The sequence below is a fragment of the Andreesenia angusta genome, from assembly GCF_001855385.1.
In the GTDB taxonomy this organism is placed as follows: Bacteria; Bacillota; Clostridia; order Tissierellales; family Gottschalkiaceae; genus Andreesenia; species Andreesenia angusta.
The window spans coordinates 254,184-275,605 of the sequence record NZ_MKIE01000001.1; the positions used below are offsets into that span (position 1 = coordinate 254,184).

The 21,422-nt window shown below is 37.5% G+C and carries 15 protein-coding genes and 1 pseudogene; 2 read left to right on the top strand and 14 right to left on the bottom strand.

Translation table 11 applies throughout. From position 1 onward, the window contains the following. Window positions 1–8: 8 nt before the first annotated feature. The 8 genes and pseudogenes from EUAN_RS01225 to EUAN_RS01255 all read right to left on the bottom strand — a co-directional run. Window positions 9–926, bottom strand: a complete 918-nt coding sequence (locus EUAN_RS01225; RefSeq protein WP_071060830.1) for a DUF5655 domain-containing protein — start codon at window positions 924–926, stop codon at window positions 9–11. Between the two features lie 200 nt (window positions 927–1,126). Continuing rightward, window positions 1,127–3,151 carry a DUF262 domain-containing protein gene (locus EUAN_RS01230; RefSeq protein ID WP_071060832.1) on the bottom strand — a complete coding sequence of 675 codons (2,025 nt, stop codon included), beginning with the start codon at window positions 3,149–3,151 and terminating at the stop codon, window positions 1,127–1,129. Continuing rightward, complete coding sequence (locus tag EUAN_RS01235) at window positions 3,141–4,601, bottom strand: DUF262 domain-containing protein (RefSeq protein ID WP_071060834.1); 1,461 nt, start codon at window positions 4,599–4,601, stop codon at window positions 3,141–3,143. The genes EUAN_RS01230 and EUAN_RS01235 overlap by 11 nt, the downstream gene beginning before the upstream one ends. 215 nt (window positions 4,602–4,816) lie before the next feature. After that, entirely contained in the window at window positions 4,817–4,972 is a 156-nt protein-coding gene (locus EUAN_RS12555; RefSeq protein ID WP_169817305.1) for a hypothetical protein, read from the bottom strand. A 182-nt stretch (window positions 4,973–5,154) separates the two neighbouring features. Beyond that, the gene (locus EUAN_RS01240) at window positions 5,155–5,499 is read right to left on the bottom strand and encodes a type II toxin-antitoxin system PemK/MazF family toxin (protein ID WP_245674409.1); all 345 of its coding nucleotides are present in this window, start codon (window positions 5,497–5,499) and stop codon (window positions 5,155–5,157) included. Then, a complete protein-coding gene (locus tag EUAN_RS01245; RefSeq protein ID WP_071060836.1) occupies window positions 5,489–5,686 on the bottom strand; it encodes a DUF2281 domain-containing protein in 198 nt (65 codons plus the stop codon). The genes EUAN_RS01240 and EUAN_RS01245 overlap by 11 nt, the downstream gene beginning before the upstream one ends. A 298-nt stretch (window positions 5,687–5,984) precedes the next feature. Further along, a complete protein-coding gene (locus tag EUAN_RS01250) occupies window positions 5,985–7,502 on the bottom strand; it encodes an ApeA N-terminal domain 1-containing protein (protein ID WP_071060838.1) in 1,518 nt (505 codons plus the stop codon). A 410-nt stretch (window positions 7,503–7,912) separates the two neighbouring features. Further along, window positions 7,913–8,437 (bottom strand): annotated as a pseudogene (locus EUAN_RS01255) (transposase); the annotation flags it as partial. A 96-nt stretch (window positions 8,438–8,533) separates the two neighbouring features. Between EUAN_RS01255 and EUAN_RS01260 the strand changes: the two are divergent. Together EUAN_RS01260 and EUAN_RS01265 are read left to right on the top strand one after the other, a co-directional pair. Beyond that, window positions 8,534–8,866, top strand: coding sequence for a hypothetical protein (locus tag EUAN_RS01260; RefSeq protein WP_071060840.1), 333 nt, complete (start codon window positions 8,534–8,536; stop codon window positions 8,864–8,866). 37 nt (window positions 8,867–8,903) lie between these two features. Continuing rightward, window positions 8,904–9,842: an IS3 family transposase gene (locus tag EUAN_RS01265; RefSeq protein ID WP_281182070.1), complete on the top strand. Its 939-nt coding sequence runs from the start codon at window positions 8,904–8,906 to the stop codon at window positions 9,840–9,842. A 29-nt stretch (window positions 9,843–9,871) separates the two neighbouring features. Here the strand turns inward: EUAN_RS01265 and EUAN_RS01270 are convergent, their stop codons facing one another. From EUAN_RS01270 to EUAN_RS01300, 6 genes are all read right to left on the bottom strand, one after another. Then, window positions 9,872–10,120 (bottom strand): hypothetical protein, encoded by a 249-nt coding sequence (locus EUAN_RS01270; protein ID WP_071060844.1) that lies wholly within the window; start codon window positions 10,118–10,120, stop codon window positions 9,872–9,874. Window positions 10,121–10,324: 204 nt separating this feature from the next. Continuing rightward, window positions 10,325–11,032, bottom strand: a complete 708-nt coding sequence (locus EUAN_RS12740) for a hypothetical protein (protein ID WP_211266239.1) — start codon at window positions 11,030–11,032, stop codon at window positions 10,325–10,327. Then, complete coding sequence (locus tag EUAN_RS01285; RefSeq protein ID WP_071060846.1) at window positions 11,025–12,491, bottom strand: PglZ domain-containing protein; 1,467 nt, start codon at window positions 12,489–12,491, stop codon at window positions 11,025–11,027. Before EUAN_RS01285 ends, EUAN_RS12740 begins: the two co-directional genes overlap by 8 nt. Before the next feature lies 1 nt (window position 12,492). Next, complete coding sequence (locus EUAN_RS01290) at window positions 12,493–15,168, bottom strand: DEAD/DEAH box helicase (protein WP_071060848.1); 2,676 nt, start codon at window positions 15,166–15,168, stop codon at window positions 12,493–12,495. A gap of 27 nt (window positions 15,169–15,195) precedes the next feature. Then, window positions 15,196–17,733 carry a DNA methyltransferase gene (locus EUAN_RS01295; protein ID WP_071060850.1) on the bottom strand — a complete coding sequence of 846 codons (2,538 nt, stop codon included), beginning with the start codon at window positions 17,731–17,733 and terminating at the stop codon, window positions 15,196–15,198. Between the two features lie 10 nt (window positions 17,734–17,743). After that, complete coding sequence (locus EUAN_RS01300; RefSeq protein ID WP_071060853.1) at window positions 17,744–21,421, bottom strand: DUF6079 family protein; 3,678 nt, start codon at window positions 21,419–21,421, stop codon at window positions 17,744–17,746. Window position 21,422 lies beyond the last annotated feature (1 nt).

The following is a 21,422-nucleotide window of genomic DNA, read 5'->3' on the forward strand; positions in this document are numbered from 1 at the left end:
CCTGCTATTTATAGCCTGTTCTGTTTGTAACTCTGTTTTATCAAGCTTATTATGTACTCTAGGTTTTCATCATCGCTAACCTGAACTTCATAGTCACCATTTCCCCAATGTCCTGTACTAGATACATCTCTGAACAATCCTTTTGGATCGTCTAGATTATTTTTCTTCAGGTTTATCCACATTTTAATGGCTTTTTTTTGGATACATACATCCACTACATTTCTCTTCACTTTAAACGATATGTATCTTTTGACAGGTTTTATTTTTATTTCCTCTGATATATTTAGTATTGCACTTTTGAATTTTTCGTATAACTCTAAAATTTCATCAGGCATATTAGATAAGTGTTCATCCTCTGTATATACCTTTATTTGCTTGTTCACGTTTTCTATTTCTTTATTTCCCCGAGATATTGTTTTTATAGATTCCTTGACTCCAGATGTTGATATAAAGTTGAAACTCACCGTTTTATTGGAATAGCGTTTTACCTCCCAAAGCTCTATAGGCAAGTCTTTAAAATTTGTAGCTTCCATCTGGTATGCAGTGAAAGAAGGTGATATAAATATCGTCTTTGACTGTGACCAGTCTACATCTTCTCTGCCTAAACTATCTCTGCGATTTTCATTATATTCCAATATGAAGTCAGCTTTATTGTTAAGCATCACAGATAGGTAAGCATACCCTTGGTCTATTACACTAAACTTCTTGTCGCGCTTGTACTCTATAATTACAAAAGACTTGCTGGCCCTATCAAAAGCGAGCGTATCAATCCTAAAGTTTCCTATAGAAAATTCAGATGATACAAACTCAAGGTCAAACACTTCTTTTAGATTTTTTTCACATAGATTCTGAATATCTTTCTCTAATTTAAACGGGTGGTCGTCTATAAATTCTAATTTATCTTTGTTTAGAAAAAACAGCTGCATATTTTCCCTCCTGATTTTGTATTTGATATTTTCTCGTTGTTTTTTATTTTTAGGAAATTTCCTTAGCCTAATACTTTTCTTTTAATTCAGCAAGTCGCTCAAAAGCTTTAATCATACCGTTTACAGTTCCCCATGCAATTCTTACGTCATCGTCTCTTAAAATTCGTGCATGCTTTGTAAGCGGGTTCTGTATTTTTTCTTTAAGCGTTCAATCCACTAGACAGTATTCCCAACATTTTTTCTTGATGGTCTTTTATGTCATCGTAATTCCATTCTTGCCCGGCTGTACGGGTGTTCTGGTTGTCTTTGCACATTTGCATCATTATCATAAACTTGATTGATGCCACACTTACCTGCTTAATCTTTCCTGAAACATCCAAGTAATGATCTAGCTTTATTTTAGGAGTCCAATTCGAGCCAGAGCTATTTATCTCACTGCCGATCATAGCGTAGTTTCCAAAACAGTTTATTTGATCTCTGTTCATCTCACTATTTTCGACTTTTACATTAGCTTGAGGGTAGTAATGTTCCAAGCTCCTGCGAGTTCTGGAAAAATAAAACTGATCAAATACTCTCAGCCCAAAATCAGAGCAGCCAAGTATATCAAAAAATTTATTCCTTTCTTTGTCGCCTTCTTTTGTTTTCTTGCCACGAAATTCATCAAAGTATTTCTCCCAAAGTTTATAGTCAAGATAGTTGAAAATGAACAGAGGAATTCCCTTCGATATTGTAGTGCCGTCCCCATATATTCCGGCAAAGTCAAAACCGCTATTGTGAGACTTAATATCAAGTGAGTTGTTTCGAAGAATTACACTATCAAAGCTACCGGGCTTCGGTGTATTGATTTCATTAAGATTATCCGCCATTAGATAGATATCTTTGAAGTATTTATCAGCTAGTCCCGATAAAAAGCCACAGTACTCTACATTGTCCAAGTATTCATTATTGAACAGGTAAAACAGACAGTAAAAAAGATAGTTTTTCCTTTGTCTCGGTGTAAATGATACCTCGAACATTGAGAGCAGATGAACAAGTTTATTCTGTATATAATTTTCGTCGTCAAGATTTTTCAGATACCCTTTATTGTTTTCTTTTTGCCAGTATTGGAGCTTCCACGGATTGCTCTCAATAGTGTCATCCTCATTCGAATGGTGCACTATATAATTGTCCAGCAAATATTTTGCCATAAGCAAGTTGAAACCAAAATTTTTTACAAATTCGTTGTCAACCTGAACCTTGTCAAATTCATTAATCAATTCTTTGTCGTCGAGATTAAAGCTCGCAGGATCAAATTCGCTTTCTTTCATGCGAGTGAGCTTAAGCACAATAAGAAGAAAGTTTGAAAAGTCAATAATCGGCTGGAAAGTATCAGCTTTATTCTCTTCCTCCTTCGTGGCGCATGCCCCTCTATAGTCTATAAGGTCGCTGATTTTAAGCGTATTTGTGTTATCTTCGACATCTGGCAGAGCATCAAAGTCCGTAATATTTTCAAAGTCAAAATCGCAGAGAGATCTCCCGAAAATATGGATTGCACTTTTTTTGTCGCTACTGTACTTTTGCTGAATATATACATTCATCTCGCTACAGTATTCCCACAGGCGATTAAATTTCGCCTTATCAGCATCTCCCAGTTTTTCGATAAGACGAGCCTTAATAATTTCATGTTTTTCCAGCTGCTCTCCTCTGGAATTCATTATTTCAAAGTAGTGATTTAAGTCTATGTCTTTTGGCACTTGGTAGTGTATCAAGTGGACACTATGCTGAAAGTAGGATTTGAACCCGTCTTGGCTGTCTTTTGGAACTATCTCGTCAATTGTTTCCTTAACATATTTGAATCCATTTATAATTCCGTAATCTTTTTCCTCAGTTTCAAAAAAAGGAATGCTTTGGATAGTATCGTTCGATTTTTTTCGTGCTCGATAAGTCAATTTGTTTTGAAGAGGAGCTTCTAACGCACTCAGAATAAGATTAATTGTCGTCAGTCGCTGCTGCCCGTCAATCACTTCGTATACCTGGTCCCCTTTATGAAAAGATACAAGCGTCCCGATAAAGTATGTCTGCTTCTTTGCAGTGTACGCATCATGGACATCCTGAATCAGCGCAGAAATCTCATCTTTTTCCCAGGCATAATTTCTCTGGTATATAGGAACTTCATAAGTTGCTTTTTCGCCATTATAAATTTGGGCTATGGACAGTTCCTTGAGTGGCAAAGCTTTATTTTTCATTTTTATCCTCCAAATATTTGTTTGTTTTGAAATAGTGAAGATAGTTTTGATAAATTCCTTCTTCGTCCTGATCATCCAGATTATCTTTTTTCGCCACTACAGAGCCGATTGACAGCGGGATTATATTGTCGGAAAGCACGCTTAAAAGCGACACCGGTGAATCTGATTCAGTTATCATTTTATATATGTTGAAGGAATTCGTAACGTCGTTCCCGATAATGTAATTTTGCGCCGATAGCCAGCCCACATTTTGATACTGCGCCCTAAGCGAATATGCCCAGACAAAAGCAAATACCACAAATTGATCTAGCATTTCCAAGTCCACTTTTTCAGGTCTTTCAGGACAGAACCTGTCGACATAGAGTAAAATAGCAGTGTCAAACAGAAGTCTGGTAATCCTGTTGCCGACACCATTTTTGTATGTTCTAAGGTCAAGCGTTTTTACAATATCGTTATCATTTATAAAATATCCCTCATATTTATCGTTGTTCTGAATGTCTTTAAGTATTTTAAAGTAATGTTTTGCATAATCAAAGAATGGCTTGCCCGCTATAATAGGAGTGTCCAACTGAAACGGTTTGAGCTTTCGCATACCTGAAACGAACGGTGTTGTGGAATGATTGACCGTGTCGGCATAGGCAAACGCCCCTTTATAGTATTGAGCGTAAGGGAAATTGTCCTGCCAAGTAATGCCCTTGAATTTATGTATATTATGTTCGTTAAGCTCCCAAGCCTTATTCCCTTTTGTCCATTCTTTCAAGCGATATAGATAGTCACTGAACAGTGATGCGAGCTCTTTTTGCTCTAAGTTCTCCCAACTTTTAACAACTCCCTCAATTTCAGCTGCATCTAAGTCGTTCATCTCGCGAAGGTGATATGCCTTCAGCAGATCATGGGGGTAGAGCTTTTTGCCACGAGCGTTTTGTGAATCAAAGAACTGAAATGCTTCAGATATATTCTCTGTAATTACAACGATAAGCTCGCAGTTGTTTTCAACGTAATCCAGCAGCGCTACTCTATCCCTTTCGTCGATAATATTATTTGCACGTCTTTCCAGTGTCCGAAAATTATTAGGTATATTGCGAGTGTTATGAGGATTGTCTGCTAGGGGCTGATCTAGAAAGCTTATTGACTCAGCTCCGAGAGCCTTGAGCAGCAAGGAGAACGTAATAGTTCGCTGCTGCCCGTCTACTATGCTGTATGTGTGTTCTTCCTCTTGATGGAGTATTAGTGTTCCTACTCGGTATGTCTCTTTATTTTCATTTTTGGCATCGATAATGTCATCCAGCAGTTGAATCGCATTTTTTGCTGTCCATTTATAGGGACGCTGATAACTTGGTATCGCCAATTTGATGCCAGCAATCGGATTACCGTCTTTATCCATTGTAATCTTATCTCGCAGCAATAAATCTCCGATTTTAGTTATTGCGAGCTTTAAAAAAGTGCTCATATTGTTGGTCCCTCCCTATATAATCTTAATAATTCTCTTTAATGCTCTTCATATTTCTTTGTTCAAAACAAAGTTTGGTGTAAAAATTCTCATACTTTATTAATCAGTTCTCCTAGTGTTAAATATTCCCTATCATTATATTCTTTATTTCCCTTGCTTTCAAGTTTTCCAGGGAAGTTAATGTGCTTTCATTCAAAACAAAAGCACCTACCCTCTTAGGTAGATGCCTCAACAATACTCCTATTTACTTTGCCTTTAGTCTCGCTATATCCGCCCAATTTATCGTCTATGCTGTCCAATCTTCTGTTTATTGGCTCCAACTTAGAGTCCAGCATGTCCGAAATCGCCTTCAACAAATCCTTATCTCCCATTGAAAATACCTCCTACGGTTGAGAGCTATCAAATGACCCGACGTGGTCCGCATTGTTAAGAGGCGTGTCGGGTTCTGTTGAATTGATTATATCATAATTTAAGCAGATATTCCAATCCCTTACGCTCTATATAGCACTACCACAGTCTCAGCCGTAGGTAGATGCCTTTTGCAATATTTCTCTTATCCTCTCTTTATCAGTTTCCCAATTTCCACTATAACATCATATAGAACATCCTCTTTAACCGTTCCAAATTTTTTCATCACTATATTCTGAGAAAGAGTATATATCTTATCAGTTCTTATATTTGAATCCACTTTCAAGACGCCTTCCAGCAAACTATCGCTTTTTATCAATATGCTATGGCTTTTTGAAGCCAAGTTAGAAGTTATGGCTACCACAACCATATCATCCGATGGAGAGTTATATAGATTGTTCGATATTACAAGCACCGGCCTTCGCTTGCTAGAAGATAAATCAGTAAACGGAACAGGTATAAGCAGTATATCTCCCTGTCTATACATCATTCCATACCTCGTCATCTATATCATTGTCCCAAAAGTCCATGCTGCTCTGGCTCGCCTGTTCCAAATCTTTGTACAGTTCTTTTTCGTTTTTCATTTTGAGATACCCCAAAAAGTCTATCACTTCAGGTATCTGATTTTCAGGTATATCCTCTATAAGCTTTAAGAGGATTTCTTTTGCTGTATTCATCACAATCACCCCTATAATCAGATTATACCCCAATTTTCTTCTCTGTGACAAATTACGCCTTATATAGCTTTACTACGGTTTCAACATGGCTCGAGGTGATAGTAAGTACGTCTAGGTACGAACACTTTATCCACTATGTCATTTTATGTTTTTCGCTTGTTTCCTGTGCGAACAACTGCTCCAATATCAATTAGAGTTATATCCATGTTCTCTCGAACACAATGTTTCCTTCCACCATGATTCTCTCTTAAGTACATAACTATCATCCATTCTTGCATGGTAGTTTGTAATCATCAGATTACTTACTTTTAACTTTATTTGGATGCTCGAAGGGACGATCGTCTTTTTCCCTCAAACACATGGTCTGAAAATGAAGTTCACTATCAAATTCAAGTATTTTTCGAATCAAATCCGTTTCAATATCCATATGACTCATGAATATAGATATAATCGTTGCTTTTAATACATTTATTGTATCTGACATTTGCACGCTTTCCAAAACACCTGTTTTATCCAGCTTATAATGGGAATAATAATTCCTAGTATCCCCCAATTCCTTAAAATAAAGTTGTATTAATTCTTCATCTTGCTTTGCTCCTATAATAGAATCATCTCTTCTTAACTTTTCTATATGGGCAGCATTTTTTCTTATTATCTGTAAGTGCTGATCGTCAAGTTCTTGCATACGATGAGACAATGATGTTTTTGCAAGAAATCCTGCTGCAATCCACCCCGCAATGTCTTCCATATGTTTAGACGTATATTTCCATTCAGGAATGACTGACTGTATTGTATCTTCAAATAGTGGTCTGCCTTCATCCGTAAATATTAATTTTTTAATTTCTTTTGTTGACGCTTTTAATGTAGCCTTTATTTTTCCCTTTATCACTTCATCACCAGAAATGCGAGTATGGTATCCATCTAGAATTCTCATATATTCAACAAAAATATCTTCAGCAAAAATATCCTTCTTTCCGTTTACAGAAAAAAATATCCTTCTCAGCAATGAATATGAATCATCAAAATAAAACTTTCTCCAGTTGGAATAATATCTTTGTAAATGTTCTGCAATAACATAACAATATGTTCTCGGTCTATTTAGTACATCTCTAATTGTTGTATTATAAGAAAAATCTCTGTTGAAGTATAACCAGCTTTTTAAGTCCTGATCTTTAATAGTCAGTCTGATATCCTGTGCAACACTTACCGTTCCTATCAGTAATCCAAAAAACTGCATTATGCATTCGATATCATCCATGACACGTTGAATATCCTGTTCTTGCGTATATTGTACTTTAATTCTCGGTTCATTTTTAATAATTATTTCTGTTCTGTCGTCACCCCGTATGCTGCTGTTAAAGCTTTTAGATTCGAAGTACAATTCTACATATGGATTCTCAGAATGGATAATAATTGGTTCTAAATGCATCTCACCTGCTGCCATCTTATCCATATCAGTACTTCCATAAAATACAGTGCTTATGCCTATCCAATCGATAAGTTCCGGAATCGAAAATGAAAACTCAACAATGCCAGATATATCAATACCCTTTGAAAAACTAAAATTTTGCATTAACACATAAAAAACTCGATGTGAAGATGTATAATCGAGCAAGCGATTACTACTCGGTTTCGTAGATCCATTTACAAATACTTTATATCTATACTCACCGTCACTACCTATAAATGTAGTAGGAAATACTTCACCATGAAATCGGCTATAAAATTCTATACTATTACCATCAATAAGCAATTCCGCAACTTCTTTTTTTTCAGGTTCTTTCTCTTTAAACCATGTTCCAACGTGTCTTTCCATATAAACCTCCCTATCTAATCTTAATATTTCTCTTTAATGCTCTTTTTTTCTCAGTTATTCAAAGTCCTAAGAAGAGCAATGCTGGACGGAGTTCGCATCTAGTGCCTAGCTACAAGGTTTTTGGGTACGCCAAAGAAAACGTCTTAGTTGTTTCCTTTTTTTGGCCTGCAATTTCCCCAATTTCCTTATGGCTTCAAACCTCCCATGTCTAACAGGGTCCTATGCCCTAAATTCCTTCGTTCTGACTGTCCATAAGCTGGGTGTCAGCTCAGCTCCTTTTCCGAGTCATTCCTGCTCTAACGGTAATAATTTCTGCTGACTACCGGCTCTTCTTGTCCTTTGAATATCTGTATTTGACTACCTCAGCGCTAGTTTCAGCGGACGCTTTCCTGAGTTCGTCGTTATTGCTTTTACGCTGCCAATGGTTCTGATGGGCGCTTGATGTCAGACATCAGCTTTGTCCCGTCATACTTTATCCCCTTAGTCAGTATCGCGTAGAACACCCGTATCAGCTTACAGCTTATCGCTATCAGCGACTGCTTCTTCCTCAACGGATTTTCACTTCTCGTTGTATAGTATCTGTGTATCTCTCTGAATTCAGCGTTTCTTGACACCAGTGGCATCACCCCTTGGAACAACGTCGCCCTCAAGCCCCCTCTTCCTCGCTTGCTTATCCGAGTTTGTCCTTTATGCTTTCCTGAGCTGTTTTCCCTAAGTGCCAATCCCGCCAGTTTCTGTATCTGCTTAGGCGACTTGAAGCGTCTTATGTCCCCTACCTCTGCCAGAAATCCAGACACTGTAGCCAGTCCCACTCCCTTGATTTCCAAGAGTTCTTTGACTTCCGGTATCTCGCTACACAGTTCTTCTATCAATTCCATTACTTCATTGTACTGATTTGACTTGCACTCATAGTCCTCAAGCAGCATCTGTATCTCAAATCCGATATGTTAAGCTAGAAAATGTTGCAGTCACTAGCAATAAATGTTGGCAAACGTGATATGATTAAAATAGAAAAATGGAGAGTGATCACGATGACAACAAAGAGAAGAAGACTGACTACGAAAACCAAATTTGAAATCTACATCAAGACTAGAGATGAAAGCAACGTAGGGGAAGTTCTGCGCGAATACGGAATTCACCTAAGTGACCTTAGGGAGATTGAAGAACTTGTAGAAGCAGGGGCTGTAGATCGTCTGAAGACAAAAAGTGTCAAGACAAAGGTCCTTGAAGAAGTTTCTTTTGAGGAATACCAGGAGCTAGCCAAAGAGCTGGACCGCAAGGAGAAAGCACTTGCAGACTTGACTGTGGAATATTTGATTCTAAAAAAAACGACAAGTAGGCTTCAAAGGTTCGTTCAAGAATAAGCATGTATATGGCATTGAACGTCAACAGCTTCTAGACATTGTTTCGTGGGGCCAATCACAAGGTATGCCTCTGGTCAGAATCTGTCAGCTTCTTCAGATTTGTAGAAAGCGCATACAGCGTTGGCAGAACAGCGAAACTCTCGAGAGAAAGCAATCAGAACGCAAAAGTCGTCCATACAATGCGCTGACTCCAGATGAACTAGAGCTTGTTCAGAAAATGATTGGAGACAAGAAATATGCCAATGACAGCTGTCGGGTGCTTAGCATTAAAGCGCTAGAAGAATTCGGCATATACATATCCCATGTCACGTTCTGGGAGTATATGAAGTCCAAAGGAATCAACGGTCCAAGGGGCATCTATGCAAATCGAAGGAACAAGCATACAAAACCGGACATAGGTGATGTACAAGAGCCCAATAAGCTCTGGAGCTGGGATATCACGCACGTGAAGACAACTACAAGATACAGTCACTACTACCTTTATGTGCTTCAAGATTGGTTCAGCCGCAAAGTGATATCTTGGCATCTGAGTGAGTCTTTGGCCAGCGAGGAAGCTTTGACCCTTTGGGACAAAGGAATACTAGCTGAAGGTCTTTTAAACAGCGAAAAACCTCGCTCTTTGAGTGACAGGGGAACACAAATGCGTTCAGTCAGCACTAAGCTGTTTATGACTTCTTTGGGAGTAAAGCAGCTGTTTTCAAGGCCTAGAACGCCAAATGACAATCCCAAGATTGAAGCTTTGTTCAGCACTGTCAAGTATGCACCGGGCTATCCGGAGCGTTTCAGCAGTCTAAGCGAGGCTGAAAGCTACTTTGAGGAATTTTTCAACTGGTACAATTATGAGCACTACCATACAGGCATAGGAATGGTCTCGCCACAAGACAAGCATACGGGTAGAGATATCCTGATTCTTGAAATAAGATTGGCTATCAAGAAAGCTACTTATGAAAAAAGAAGGCTATATAATGTCGGATAATTAAGCATAAAATTTGCGACATTTATTGACTAACTGAACGCTCCGTCAAACCACTGAGACTTGGCCTTTTCTTCGTCTAAAGACAGGTTCAGCTTTATGTACTCTGCAATTCTCTCGTTTGGCTTGAACGCTCGTTTGTTGTAAGCTTCTAGCATCTTGACCAAGAAGCTATAGCTGCTGACCTCTGTAATATTGTTGTCCGTTATATCCACTACCTTTCCATCACTTAAATTCTTCTGTGTAAGCTTTAATACTTCTATATTCCTGATTCCACTCATGAGCTCTCCCCCTTTTTATTTTTGAGTATGTAGAACCTTCAAGAAAAGGGCATAGGACAAGCGGAGCGAAGTCCTATGACACTAAAGCAAAGGCACTAGATATGAGTTATATCTAATGCCCTGAATTCCGTTTCTGTTTTTCTGTAAATCTCCGGTTGGGGATTTAGGTTTTCTCCGTTTATTTATATTAAACAAAGCTGTATCTTAATCTTTCCCAGTCACGACAACTTTCCCTCCAAAATTATTTAATGCAAATAGCTCAGAATTATGGAGCATCTCATGCGATATGCTGTATCTGAAAGGGAACATCTGTGGTATGCTTGATAGTTCTGACACTTCATAATATGCTTTATCATTTAAAGCTATTATAGTCATCGCTATTAGACTCTCTTCTGCCTCGCTTTTTACTTCATAAGTCTTCGCTTTATATTCTCCCTTTTCCAAGCTCTCAATAGCTCCAAACTGTTTTAGTGTCTGAAGTATCTTATCTGTAGAGTGTAGCAGTGTTGAACTTTCTCCCCAAAAATCAAACAATTTTTGCTTCAACCAGCCTGTTTTAAACTTTTCCTGCATATCTGTTATTTTTCCTATCAAACTACATACATCTGAAAAAACAGGATAGGTTATTAGCATCATGCACCAATGTGCAACTCTTCTACTGGAGCATTCACGCTTGCATAATTCTATTGCAAACTCCTTTATTTCTTCTACATCGTCTGCTGTTCTTACCCATATATTCATAAGTATTTCTCTAGACTTACGAAGATTGGTAGCGCTCTTTATTTCAAAAGACAAGTATTCATTCAATTCACTCTTTATATCTTCTTCATTTTTACCTTCTATAATCAAGTCAACTGTCTTGTCGAGCCACTCTAGTTTAATCCCTCTCGACATTCCTATCATTTTAGCCATGATGCACCGCCTTTACTTTTATAAATGGAACTATAATCTCTTCTATCGAAACCCCACCATGAGTCATAACCATCGAATTTAAATCATCGAACGAAGTCCCTGTATCACACACTAGATAAGTGTATTCGTCACTCATATAGTATCCGGGATATTTTATCATTCCATAGTTTTCCAAGAATTCTTCAGCCTCTTTTTCTGCAAAGTCCTTCATTACAATCATCCGCTTGGACTTAGTCTCCACTTCAACTCCAGTTCGCTTTCTTCCTAACCCTCTACAAAGAGTATTTCCGTGGTCAGAAGTTATATATATATCAAATCCAGTTTCACTTAATCTATGAATTAGTTTCTGTATTCTTTTTGACTTTGCCAAGTAGCTGATATCATTGTACATACCCGTTCTTCCCTGAAGCTGAGCATGTACAAGGTCGTCTATGTCATTCAAAATAACAGCTACGCATTTCACGCTATGTCCAATATCAAAATCATATCCCCGCGCATATAGTATTTGATTCTCTAAATACCCTTCCGACTTTGCTTTCGACTTAAACTCTTTCTGCTCGTCTGTCAGTTTAAATGGATTCTCCAACATTTTGGGAAGTTTTCCGGACAATAAGCTTTGTCTCGATATTGAAGTCATCGTCGGAATCATAGCATATATATAGTCTTCCTCATATTCTATGTTTTTGAACTCTGATGAAATTATATTGAAATCAAATATAGACATACCGTCCAGAACTATAAGGGCCACTTTGCTTTTTTCTTTGGTTATAAAGTCCATAACCCTGTTTACCATAATTGGACTCTTTTTATTTACATTTCCCGAAAGCATCTTATATTCCCTGAATATAAATTCTTTAAATCTATCGTCTATAAATGAAAAATCTACACTAATATTCTTCATGGCAGCTAGATACTCTGCCTTTCCTTTTTTCTTGGCAATCTGAATCCATTCTTTATAGTCTCTTATATCTTGTGAAAAACTAGACAGTATATCGTTCTTTATGTCTTCCACATACTTCGCTATATTCTCTTTTCCATATACTTTTTCATCTATATATCTACTGGTTTTTTCATAAGTGGTCATATCCTCGTATGAATCACCATAGGCTTCGTATACTAGATCGATGTCTATGTCACTTTCACCTATGAGCGCATCTTTATTTAGCCTCGGAAATATATCTTCCAATCTTAACTCTACAGAGTAAAAGCTTTTTATTATATCGTATGGAACATAACCCTCTGTCTTAACTATAACTGCAAACTTTTCATCGCTGTGCTTTATTTCGCTCTCATATATAAATCTAAATTCAGTGGGATCCTCATATTTTATGATTCTAAAGCCATTTTCCACTAGAATCTCATTATATCCATATTTACTCTCCATATCATCATAGTCAAATACGAGTATTCTACTCTCATAATCTATGGATAGCATTTTAATCATATGATCTTTAAACATTCTACTCCTCCAAATAAACCATCAGTATAGGTCTGAATTCTGGACAGACCGCTTTCCCCATCTTATACTCTGCTTCTACCATTTCTCTTTCCCTGAAAAGATTTTTTAGCTTATGCTGCTTTATGTTCTCTATACCTATGTTCTTGGCCGCTTCTATCCTTAACTCTATTGCATATAGATATTTCCGATAATTTTCTTCATTTTTCTTTTCAAATTCAGACTTCATATCTAAAAACGTGTCATAAACAAACTCTTTGGTCATATCCTTTATTCGATCATATTCAGCCTCTTCTAAATCAATCATGCTTCTATAGTTCAATAGAGAGCTCTTTTTTACTATTTCATCTAGTATCTTCTTGCCTGCCATTGGCCTTAGAATGAACTTGTCATTTATAAAAATAGGAATTATCTTTTTAGAGTGTATATCTTCAGACAATGATATTTCCCAAAGTCCAAAATATCCACTCTCATTAGGAAAGTCTTTGATTTCAATCGCCATGACTCCATCTTTTGCACTGAACTCTATCTCTTTATTTAAATGCTTTATTATTTGGCTGTCATTTATGCTCAAGCTTTCAAGCGGGAAATATGGATTACCCTTGTAATTTTCATAGTATGTCACCATATGCTTAAGTGCTGACTCCACATCAAAGCTGGTTTCTGCTCCTATGAAGTCTGCAAGATTTTTCTCTTCATGCATTATCTCCCTAAATTTATTGGCATTTTTTACTTGCACCCTAAGATCTTCTTCTATCGGGCTTATATAATGCTCTACTTCTTTTGGGTTTCTTACAGAGTTCATATAGGCATCTGTAAAGCTCATTTCTGAAAATTCACTGTCCAAAACATCTGAATACTTGTCTACCCCTATTTCTTTCAGTATTAAAGACAGCTTTTCCTCCAGCACATCCTTGACTCTTTTTTCAACAGTCTCCGCCAGTATGAAATTATATATATGCACATCTCTCTGCTGCCCTATACGGTCGACCCTACCTATTCTCTGCTCTATCTTCATTGGATTCCATGGCAAATCAAAGTTTATTACTACATTTGAAAATTGGAGATTAAGCCCCTCTCCTCCTGCATCTGTAGATATCAAGATATTTGTTTTTGTCTTGAACTCCTCCAGAAGTATGTTTCTTTCTTCTATGCTCATAGACCCGTTGAGTAGCGATGTCGTATAACCTCTCTTTATAAGCAAGGTGCTCAAATAGTCTTGTGTTGCCACAAATTCAGTAAATACTATAATTTTACGGTTCCTATCCTCTGCAAACAAGCTCTCTACTATATCTATGAATGGCTCTATTTTAGCATCCAAGTACTGAAATTCCGCCTGCTTTGCTACGTTAACGATTGCCGAAAGCTCTTTAAGCTCATCTTCCATGTCGAATGAAATAGCGCTCAATGCCTCCTCCATATTCTCCTCAAGTTCCATTTCAGCAAATTCCTCTTGTGTTAAGTTGTTTATTCTGAAATTCTGCTCTTTTAGTACTTCTATACGTTTCTCAAGACTCTTGCGGATAGCACTTGTACTACTGGTCACCAGCCTTTGCATCATTATGAGCAGAAATATTACCCACATATTCTTTCCCCTTGCCCTCATTGCCCTATTGTAGCCTTTTGACACGTATTTTGAGGTGAGTTCGTAAAGTTCTCTCTGCATTGTATGGCGATCGTCCCAAGTCACTTCTACAACTTGGGTTACCCTGTCTTTGAATAGTTTATTTCCGTTGTTGTCTATTGCATCTCGTTTTTCTGTTCTTATTATGTACGGAGCGACTTGCTCCTTTACTATGGCCTTGAAGTTTGGAAACGCCTTTTCATCTATAAGCCTTATAAGTCTTAGAAATGGCTCAGTCTTTCCATTGTGTGGAGTAGCTGTAAGCAGAAGCAGATATGGACTTGAAGATGCCAGCAAATTTCCGAGCTTGTATCTCGCAACTTCTCCGGAGCTTCCAGCAACACGATGAGCCTCGTCTATTATTACAAGATCCCATCCGCTGTTTATTATGGAGTATATCCTGTCTTCATTGTACTCAGCTATTTTCTCTTCAGTCCATCCCGCCCTCTTTTCCAGTGGCTTTATCGAGTCCATCGGAGATATGACTTGGTCGAATTGACCGTATACATCGTCGCTTTCGCTTATTTTCTTTATAGTTCCAAAGTCTTCTGGAAGTATTATATGAAACTTTTCGTCAAATTTCTCTTCCATCTCCAACTTCCACTGCGTCACCAGTCCCTTTGGACAAACTACAAGCACTCTCTTTATAAGTCCTCTGGCCTTGAGTTCCTTTATTATAAGGCCAGCCTCTATAGTCTTTCCTAGTCCAACTTCATCAGCCAATATATATCTTATATTGTTGTTCGAGACAGCCCGATTCAGCACATGCAACTGATGAGGAAGGGGGATTATTCCGTTTGAAAGACTCGAAAGAAGCCCGCTAGAAAGCTCGTTCTTTATTTTTGAAAGTAGCGAAATATACTTTATATAGTCCACATTTATATTATCCACGTCTCTATCTTCAGCGCTTATTTGATCTGACGATAGCTTGTACACCGAATCTTCAGATGGATTGTATACCTTGTATGAAATAAATCCCCAAGCCTCTAGCTTGTCCAGTATCTGAACTTTTTCATTCTTTATCGTATCATAAACAGTTTCCCCTATATTGTACACTTTTCAGTCCCCTTCCCCTTATTGCAATTACTCTATTCTATCCAAGCTGACATCATAGTACATAAGCAGCTTGTCGTCTTCCTGAATTACCTTCTCCGGAAGTCTTTCCGCAGTTTTTACTATTAGATCATATTTTTTCTCTTTCCAAAGCTTAGCAAATCCAGCACGTACAGCCTCTGTCCTAAACTGCTTCAGCTTGCCTTTGCTGTCCAAATATTCCTCGAACTCTTTTACAAGTCTCTTCTCACGAAGCTTTATAATATCCCCCGACTTTGTTACATCTGGAATAAACCATTTTCCAGCCTCGTCTTGAAGGAAGTTCTCCTCCAGCAGTACTGACAGTTCAGGAAGCTTCTCATGTTTCTCCAGCGACCTGACTTCCTTCATAAACTTAGGCTGAATTTCAGCATAAGTCTGCGGAGTTTCCAGTTGATTATATAGCCAAGCTATGGCTGATTTTTCATCGGATACAAACATCTCCATCTGAACATTCTCTATATCTGTTGTTATTCTTGCTGTATCGTACTCGTTCACCTGGTCATGAAGGAAGTACATTCCATCTCGCTTTAGGAACTTTGCGTCAAGCCCTTTATAAAAATCTGAAGCATCAAGCGGTATAGCTATGCCGTTCATTATATGGTAAGCCACCATTCGGTCAAATAGAAGGAATGCCTGGCGTTCTGCAACACTTTCTATCCAGTCGCCTTTTTTGACTACAACAGGCAGATTCTCTAGGTGCTGGCGTACAAAATCCCATGCTGTCTCTTCACTTCCGGCATGCGAAAGAAACTCCCGCTTAAAGCTTTCTTTTGGTTTATATGCTGATATTACAAGGTCCTGTTTCACGGCAGATGTCGTCGTAACCTGCTTAAAGCTACCTTGCTTTTTATCAAGTGTTCTGACATCAGCAATTATAAATCCTGCTCTACTTAATGATTCCTGTATTGCGTTCCAAACCGAGTTTTTTGAATTATGAAATTCAACAGTCATCCATCTATTAGGCTTTAATATTCTAAAAAACTCTGTAAAGCAAGTCGTCATAAGAGACTGATATTCAGCAATACCCTTTTTCTGAACAGCATTTACTATTGCTTCTGTAGTGGTATTTGTTTTTATCTTTAACCAGCATTCCCAAATATAACTTAATTCAGAATAGTTTAAATTGTCTCCAAAAGGGGGATCGGTGAAAATATAATCTACAGAATTATCCAGAATATTGCTTAAGTCCGTGGAAGATGCATTGTTAAGTATACAACTATCGAAAGATGATATAGAAGAAAAAACCTTAGCAAAATCATCTAGCTTTCCGCGCACGATTTTCACGATATCACCTTCTGCACTTAACGATGGAAGGTATAGAGTTCCACTCAAAACACCATTGCCTCGCTTTCCCATGTTATATCTCACCAATTTTGATATAAGTGTTGGATTTACTGACTGTAATACTATCTTAAATCTTGAGTGCTTTGCTTTTTCATATAAGCTTGAAAGAATATATAGGTTCCTCTTTGTATAAAAATGGTGAGTGTGTGTTATACCATATTTATCATTTCTGCGACTTTCAGAGCCTTCACACATTCTATCCGTTGGGTACCAATACGGAATGTTTAAAGAGTCTATCTTCTCCACAAGTCTTATATCATCTTCATCAGGTGTTTTCTCAAAACGCTTCCCACCATAAAAATAGGAAATCAATACAGGGACTTGCTTACTAATACTTTGTACTGTTTGTAGATTTTGGTCGTAATAAGTAGTCATAGCATTCTTGCAGCTACGTTTGCTTAATTTCATTCCACAATTTTTACATATAAAAGAACTTGCTACAGCTTTTGTTTTAGGGTCAACTGCAGAATTCCAATATACAATATCTTCGCCACAGTGAGGACAAATAAAAACATCTGACCAAACCGTATAATTAATTCGTCCTTTTTCTTTCAATGTCCCTAAAAAACTATTTCCTGACTTGTCTGTATGATTTGTTTCATACATCCAACCACACTCTTTTTCAACCTCAGCTAAAATTCTATTGCCTTCTTCTAAAAATGATATGATTTGCAGCTTACTGTTGTAATTATATGCAATATATTGAGCCATAGGAGCTAAGTCACTCATTATTGCTTTTCTTTCTCCCCAATTTAAATCCGGCATTTCCTGCTCAAGCCTAAGTTTAAATTCCAAGTCAGAGTCAGGATTACCGCACATTTGTGCAGCAACACCTGTCATTCCAGTACCACAAAAACCGTCAAAAACAATATCTCCCACTTTTGTATAGTGTAAAATATAGCGCATTATCGCTTTGTAAGGCACCTTTGTATGATAGGTATGTGCCCTGTAAATAGGATCATTTTTCCCCTCACTTACATCCGCCGCAAACGGCTCTCTATGGTAGTCATCCGTCTCTTCGTCATATAGCTTGCCATGCTCTTTTATAAATTCTTCTATAAAAGGATTCGGACAGGCTGTATAGTGAGGAGGATTTGAAAGCGCTATAATGTCCTCATCTTCCCCGATTGGGAATCCTTCTATATGCCTTACCTTGTCCAGGTCTTCTTTTGTCAGTTTCATCTTATCTCCCCTATCGTTTTACAACTATTCTAAGTCTCTCTTTGTCTTTTCCAGCTGTGTATTCTGAAATAATATCTATAAGCTTTTTATTGAAAGTATCTACATCGCAAGGTCCGATTTCATCTATTTTATGCATCAGATCGTCCGTATCTATTTCCACCGGGTCAAACCCTTCTAGCAATGCCACTATGCTGTTTATAAAAAAGCTATCTACTGTATTTGGAAGCTGCTTGTCTTCTAAGAACTTCTCTATGACTTTTTGTTGGGCTTCATCTAGATATTCCTTGTTTTCCAGTACCAGTGGGTCTGAAATCGTATTTAAAAGTGTATTCGTCCACTCTCCAAGCAGTGCATCTATATTGCTCTCTATATTATCAAGTTGTCCAGATACTGCCTTGCTTTTCTCTCCAAGCATAAACTTACAATGCGGACAGACATGAGTCGACTTCAAATCGGCTGATGTCAGTTCATAGCATACTTTTAAGCCACTCAGTACCTTCTCTATCAAATCAAACTTTGTCTTAGATAAAATACTTATTGACTTTAATCTGTTTAACTTGGACATTTTAGGTGAATTTATAATCTCCCACCTTTGCTTTTCTTCGCTTATGCCAAGTCTTCTCTTCTGGTGCTCTTCAAAGTATATGTCTATATATTCACTCTTTAGCTTTGAAGCTTCTTTATTTACCTTAGTCGCTGAAGCTTCTCCATCTTTTACAGCTGGTATTTCATCTCGTACTTTTCTAAACAGCAGTTTGAAGTCTTCAAGTTTAGATTTGAAGTCTTCTCCAAGCTCTATCAACTCCAAATTCATTATATATCCTATACTGTCTGCACATTCTCTTCTAAACACTTCGTATCCGTCTACTATTTTGAGTATCTCAATATCTTTTCCCAGCGCCTCTACCTGTTCCATCGAAAGATTAAAGTTGTTGAGCTTTGCCACAGTATTATACTTGCTTCCAAAGTTGCTGAATTCGTCCACTATATTTCTTATGGAGCTTTTATAGTCCTTCACTACATGCTCTGCTATAAGCTCTTCTCCCCAAAGCCTGAACTCGTCATTCAGTTTGGAAGAAGCCTTAACCGCTTTAGAAGCATAATCCGATGTAACTTCAATTAGCTTCTCTATACCTTTTTCTCTTTCATTAGGGTTGTTTATAAGTCCAGCAGGAAGTTCCAGCACTTCAAACAGTCTTATCAGTTCCTTAAGAGCCATATCTTTTGGCTTTGAAATATACTTGAATTCATATATATCCATTGCATTTGTCTTAGGCAGTTCATCCAAGTTTGAAGCTGTAAGAGTTTTGCCATTTTTCAGTTCCATAACGGTGTCCCCTGTGTGGATTAACGCCAGAAGCACTATTGAAAGCAACTCGTAATTGATTTTAAATTCACTGTCTAAGTAGTCTGCGAACTTTGGTTCATATATATCGCTGAAGTTTATGACCGATTTTTGAGCTAGTTTCGAAAGCTTATTCGCAAAATAAGAAGCGTATTTCGAGTTCTTCGTACTTATCTTATCTCCGTCTAAAAGACCAAAGCTTTCAAGCAATGCTTTAGACTGCTGGTTCTTTCTTCCTGCAAAGTGATCTATCCCAGCTCTAATTATAGCCGCCTGGTTGTTTACTGTTATTTTAGTCTTGAATGCCGGCATGTTCGGATATTTGCCAGTGAAGTAGTCTTCCAAGCATATGGACGCAGCTGTATCTATAGTTTCTTTAAATTCAAAATCTCTATTGTATTTTCCTTTTAAGACTTCTATAAGCTGCTTTTTTGATCCTTTGTATATTACTTCGAAGCAAGTATTCCTATTCTCACCTAAATAATTGGTCAATTTCTTTTTGTAGCTATTTGCCTTGTCCTGATATGCTTTTTTATTTTTCTCTTCGGCAAGCTCTTTCATAGAGATGGATGCCGCGTAAAGTCTAAGATTGTTATTGAATTCTTCATCCTGCTTGAACTCAAAAAACACTTCATCTACTTTCTTTTCTTCCTTATACTCTATGTCTCCATATGGAGGCAGTACATATAGATAGTAGTCCTCGGGTGGCTGGGCTGTTGAACGATTTTCCGGTATACCCATAAATAGATATCCTCTTCTGAAAATGTTACGACTCTCCCAATTCAGTGTATGCTCATATATTTTAAAGTTTGTAACATGCTCAGTTTGATCCCAGTGCAAGCAGCTATAGACTACATCAAAAAAGCTGCGATTCAAAGTATCATCATCCAGCATTGCTGCTTTCTGAGTTATCTTTTCATCGAAGTCTATATTTTTAGTAAGGTCTAGGAAGTACTGTCCATTCTCTTCGTTATATTCTATAAATTGACCGCTTACTGTCGTCATTGTGTCTTTAAGAACTCTTTGAACTATATTCTGTAGAAATTCGGAATCCAGTTCTGGCATCCCTTTAAGATAAATACATAGATCGTCTCTAAGATTTTCTGAAGTCAGTCCGGATCTTATGCTTATATCTCCAGTAGTAAGCCTATGCACGCTAAGCGCATATATCATCTGGAGAGCTACATCCTTGTATTGCTTCTTGGGAAAAGATCGCTTTATTATGTCTTCTAGAATTTCGCTTTTCTCCACGACTTCCTTTATGTTTACATCTGTTCTGTAGCTGTAGTTTTCTTTAATGAAAGTCCAGTAGCTGTCAAAAGAAACAATACCTGGCGCTTCATCCGTAACAGGCTCATCCATTATGTTTTCTATTATTTCAGATATGTTTTTTAGGATATGTCTGTTCTCTATGATGTATATTTTATTGAATACGTCTATATAAGCCGGATGTATTGGAAACAGCTCTACATAGTTTTCAAGTTGCTCTGACATATTAGTGTATAGATTGCAGAACTGCTGAAGATGCTCTCTGATTTTTGCTTTCTGCTCCGGAGTTTTCTTCAGTATACGTTCCGATACTACATATGCTGTATCTTCTTTTCTGATTATCGCCTGTTCAAATCTATCCTTTACCCTATTAAGTGTCTCTGACACAAACGAAAAATTAGGGTTTTCGAACAGCTTTTCTTGCATTCCAAATATTACCCTAAGCCTAGACCTCTTTACCATCTCTCCAAGCTCTCTCATAAAGCCCAAGTCCAGCTTTATCTCCTGCTCTTTTCTTCCACCTAGATAGTCGAGAAACTCATCTACAACTATAAGATATCCTTTGTCAAAATATTTCGACGAGAATATCTCCATCATTTCCTCTAATACGTCTTTGTTGTTTATAATCTCTTCCTCTTTAGGAAATGAAAAAGACAGTCCTCTTTTGGCAAAATCCTGCTCGACCTTGCTGAGTATTATATTTCTCAGAGACATAGTCGTAGATCCTATCTCGATTCTAAGCACTTCAAACTTTCCAGCAACGCACTCCATATCTTTTGCAAACTTCTCATTCTGTACATACTTCAAATACTCACTGTCTGAAGCAATAGCAGATATTACAGACATTAAGTGTGACTTACCTGTACCGTAGTTACCTACTAGAAGAACTCCCTTGTTGTCCACTACTTCCTCAAGTTGAAGTTCGCTAATAATGCTTTTTTCGAGCTTTTCAGCCATATCGTCCGACATCACATAGCTCTTTGTAAGGCTAATCGCCTTCTCTTTATCATCTGCTTCATTTATCTGAATTATACTGTCTATAGGACTAAAATTAATTAAGTCTGAATATTTCAAT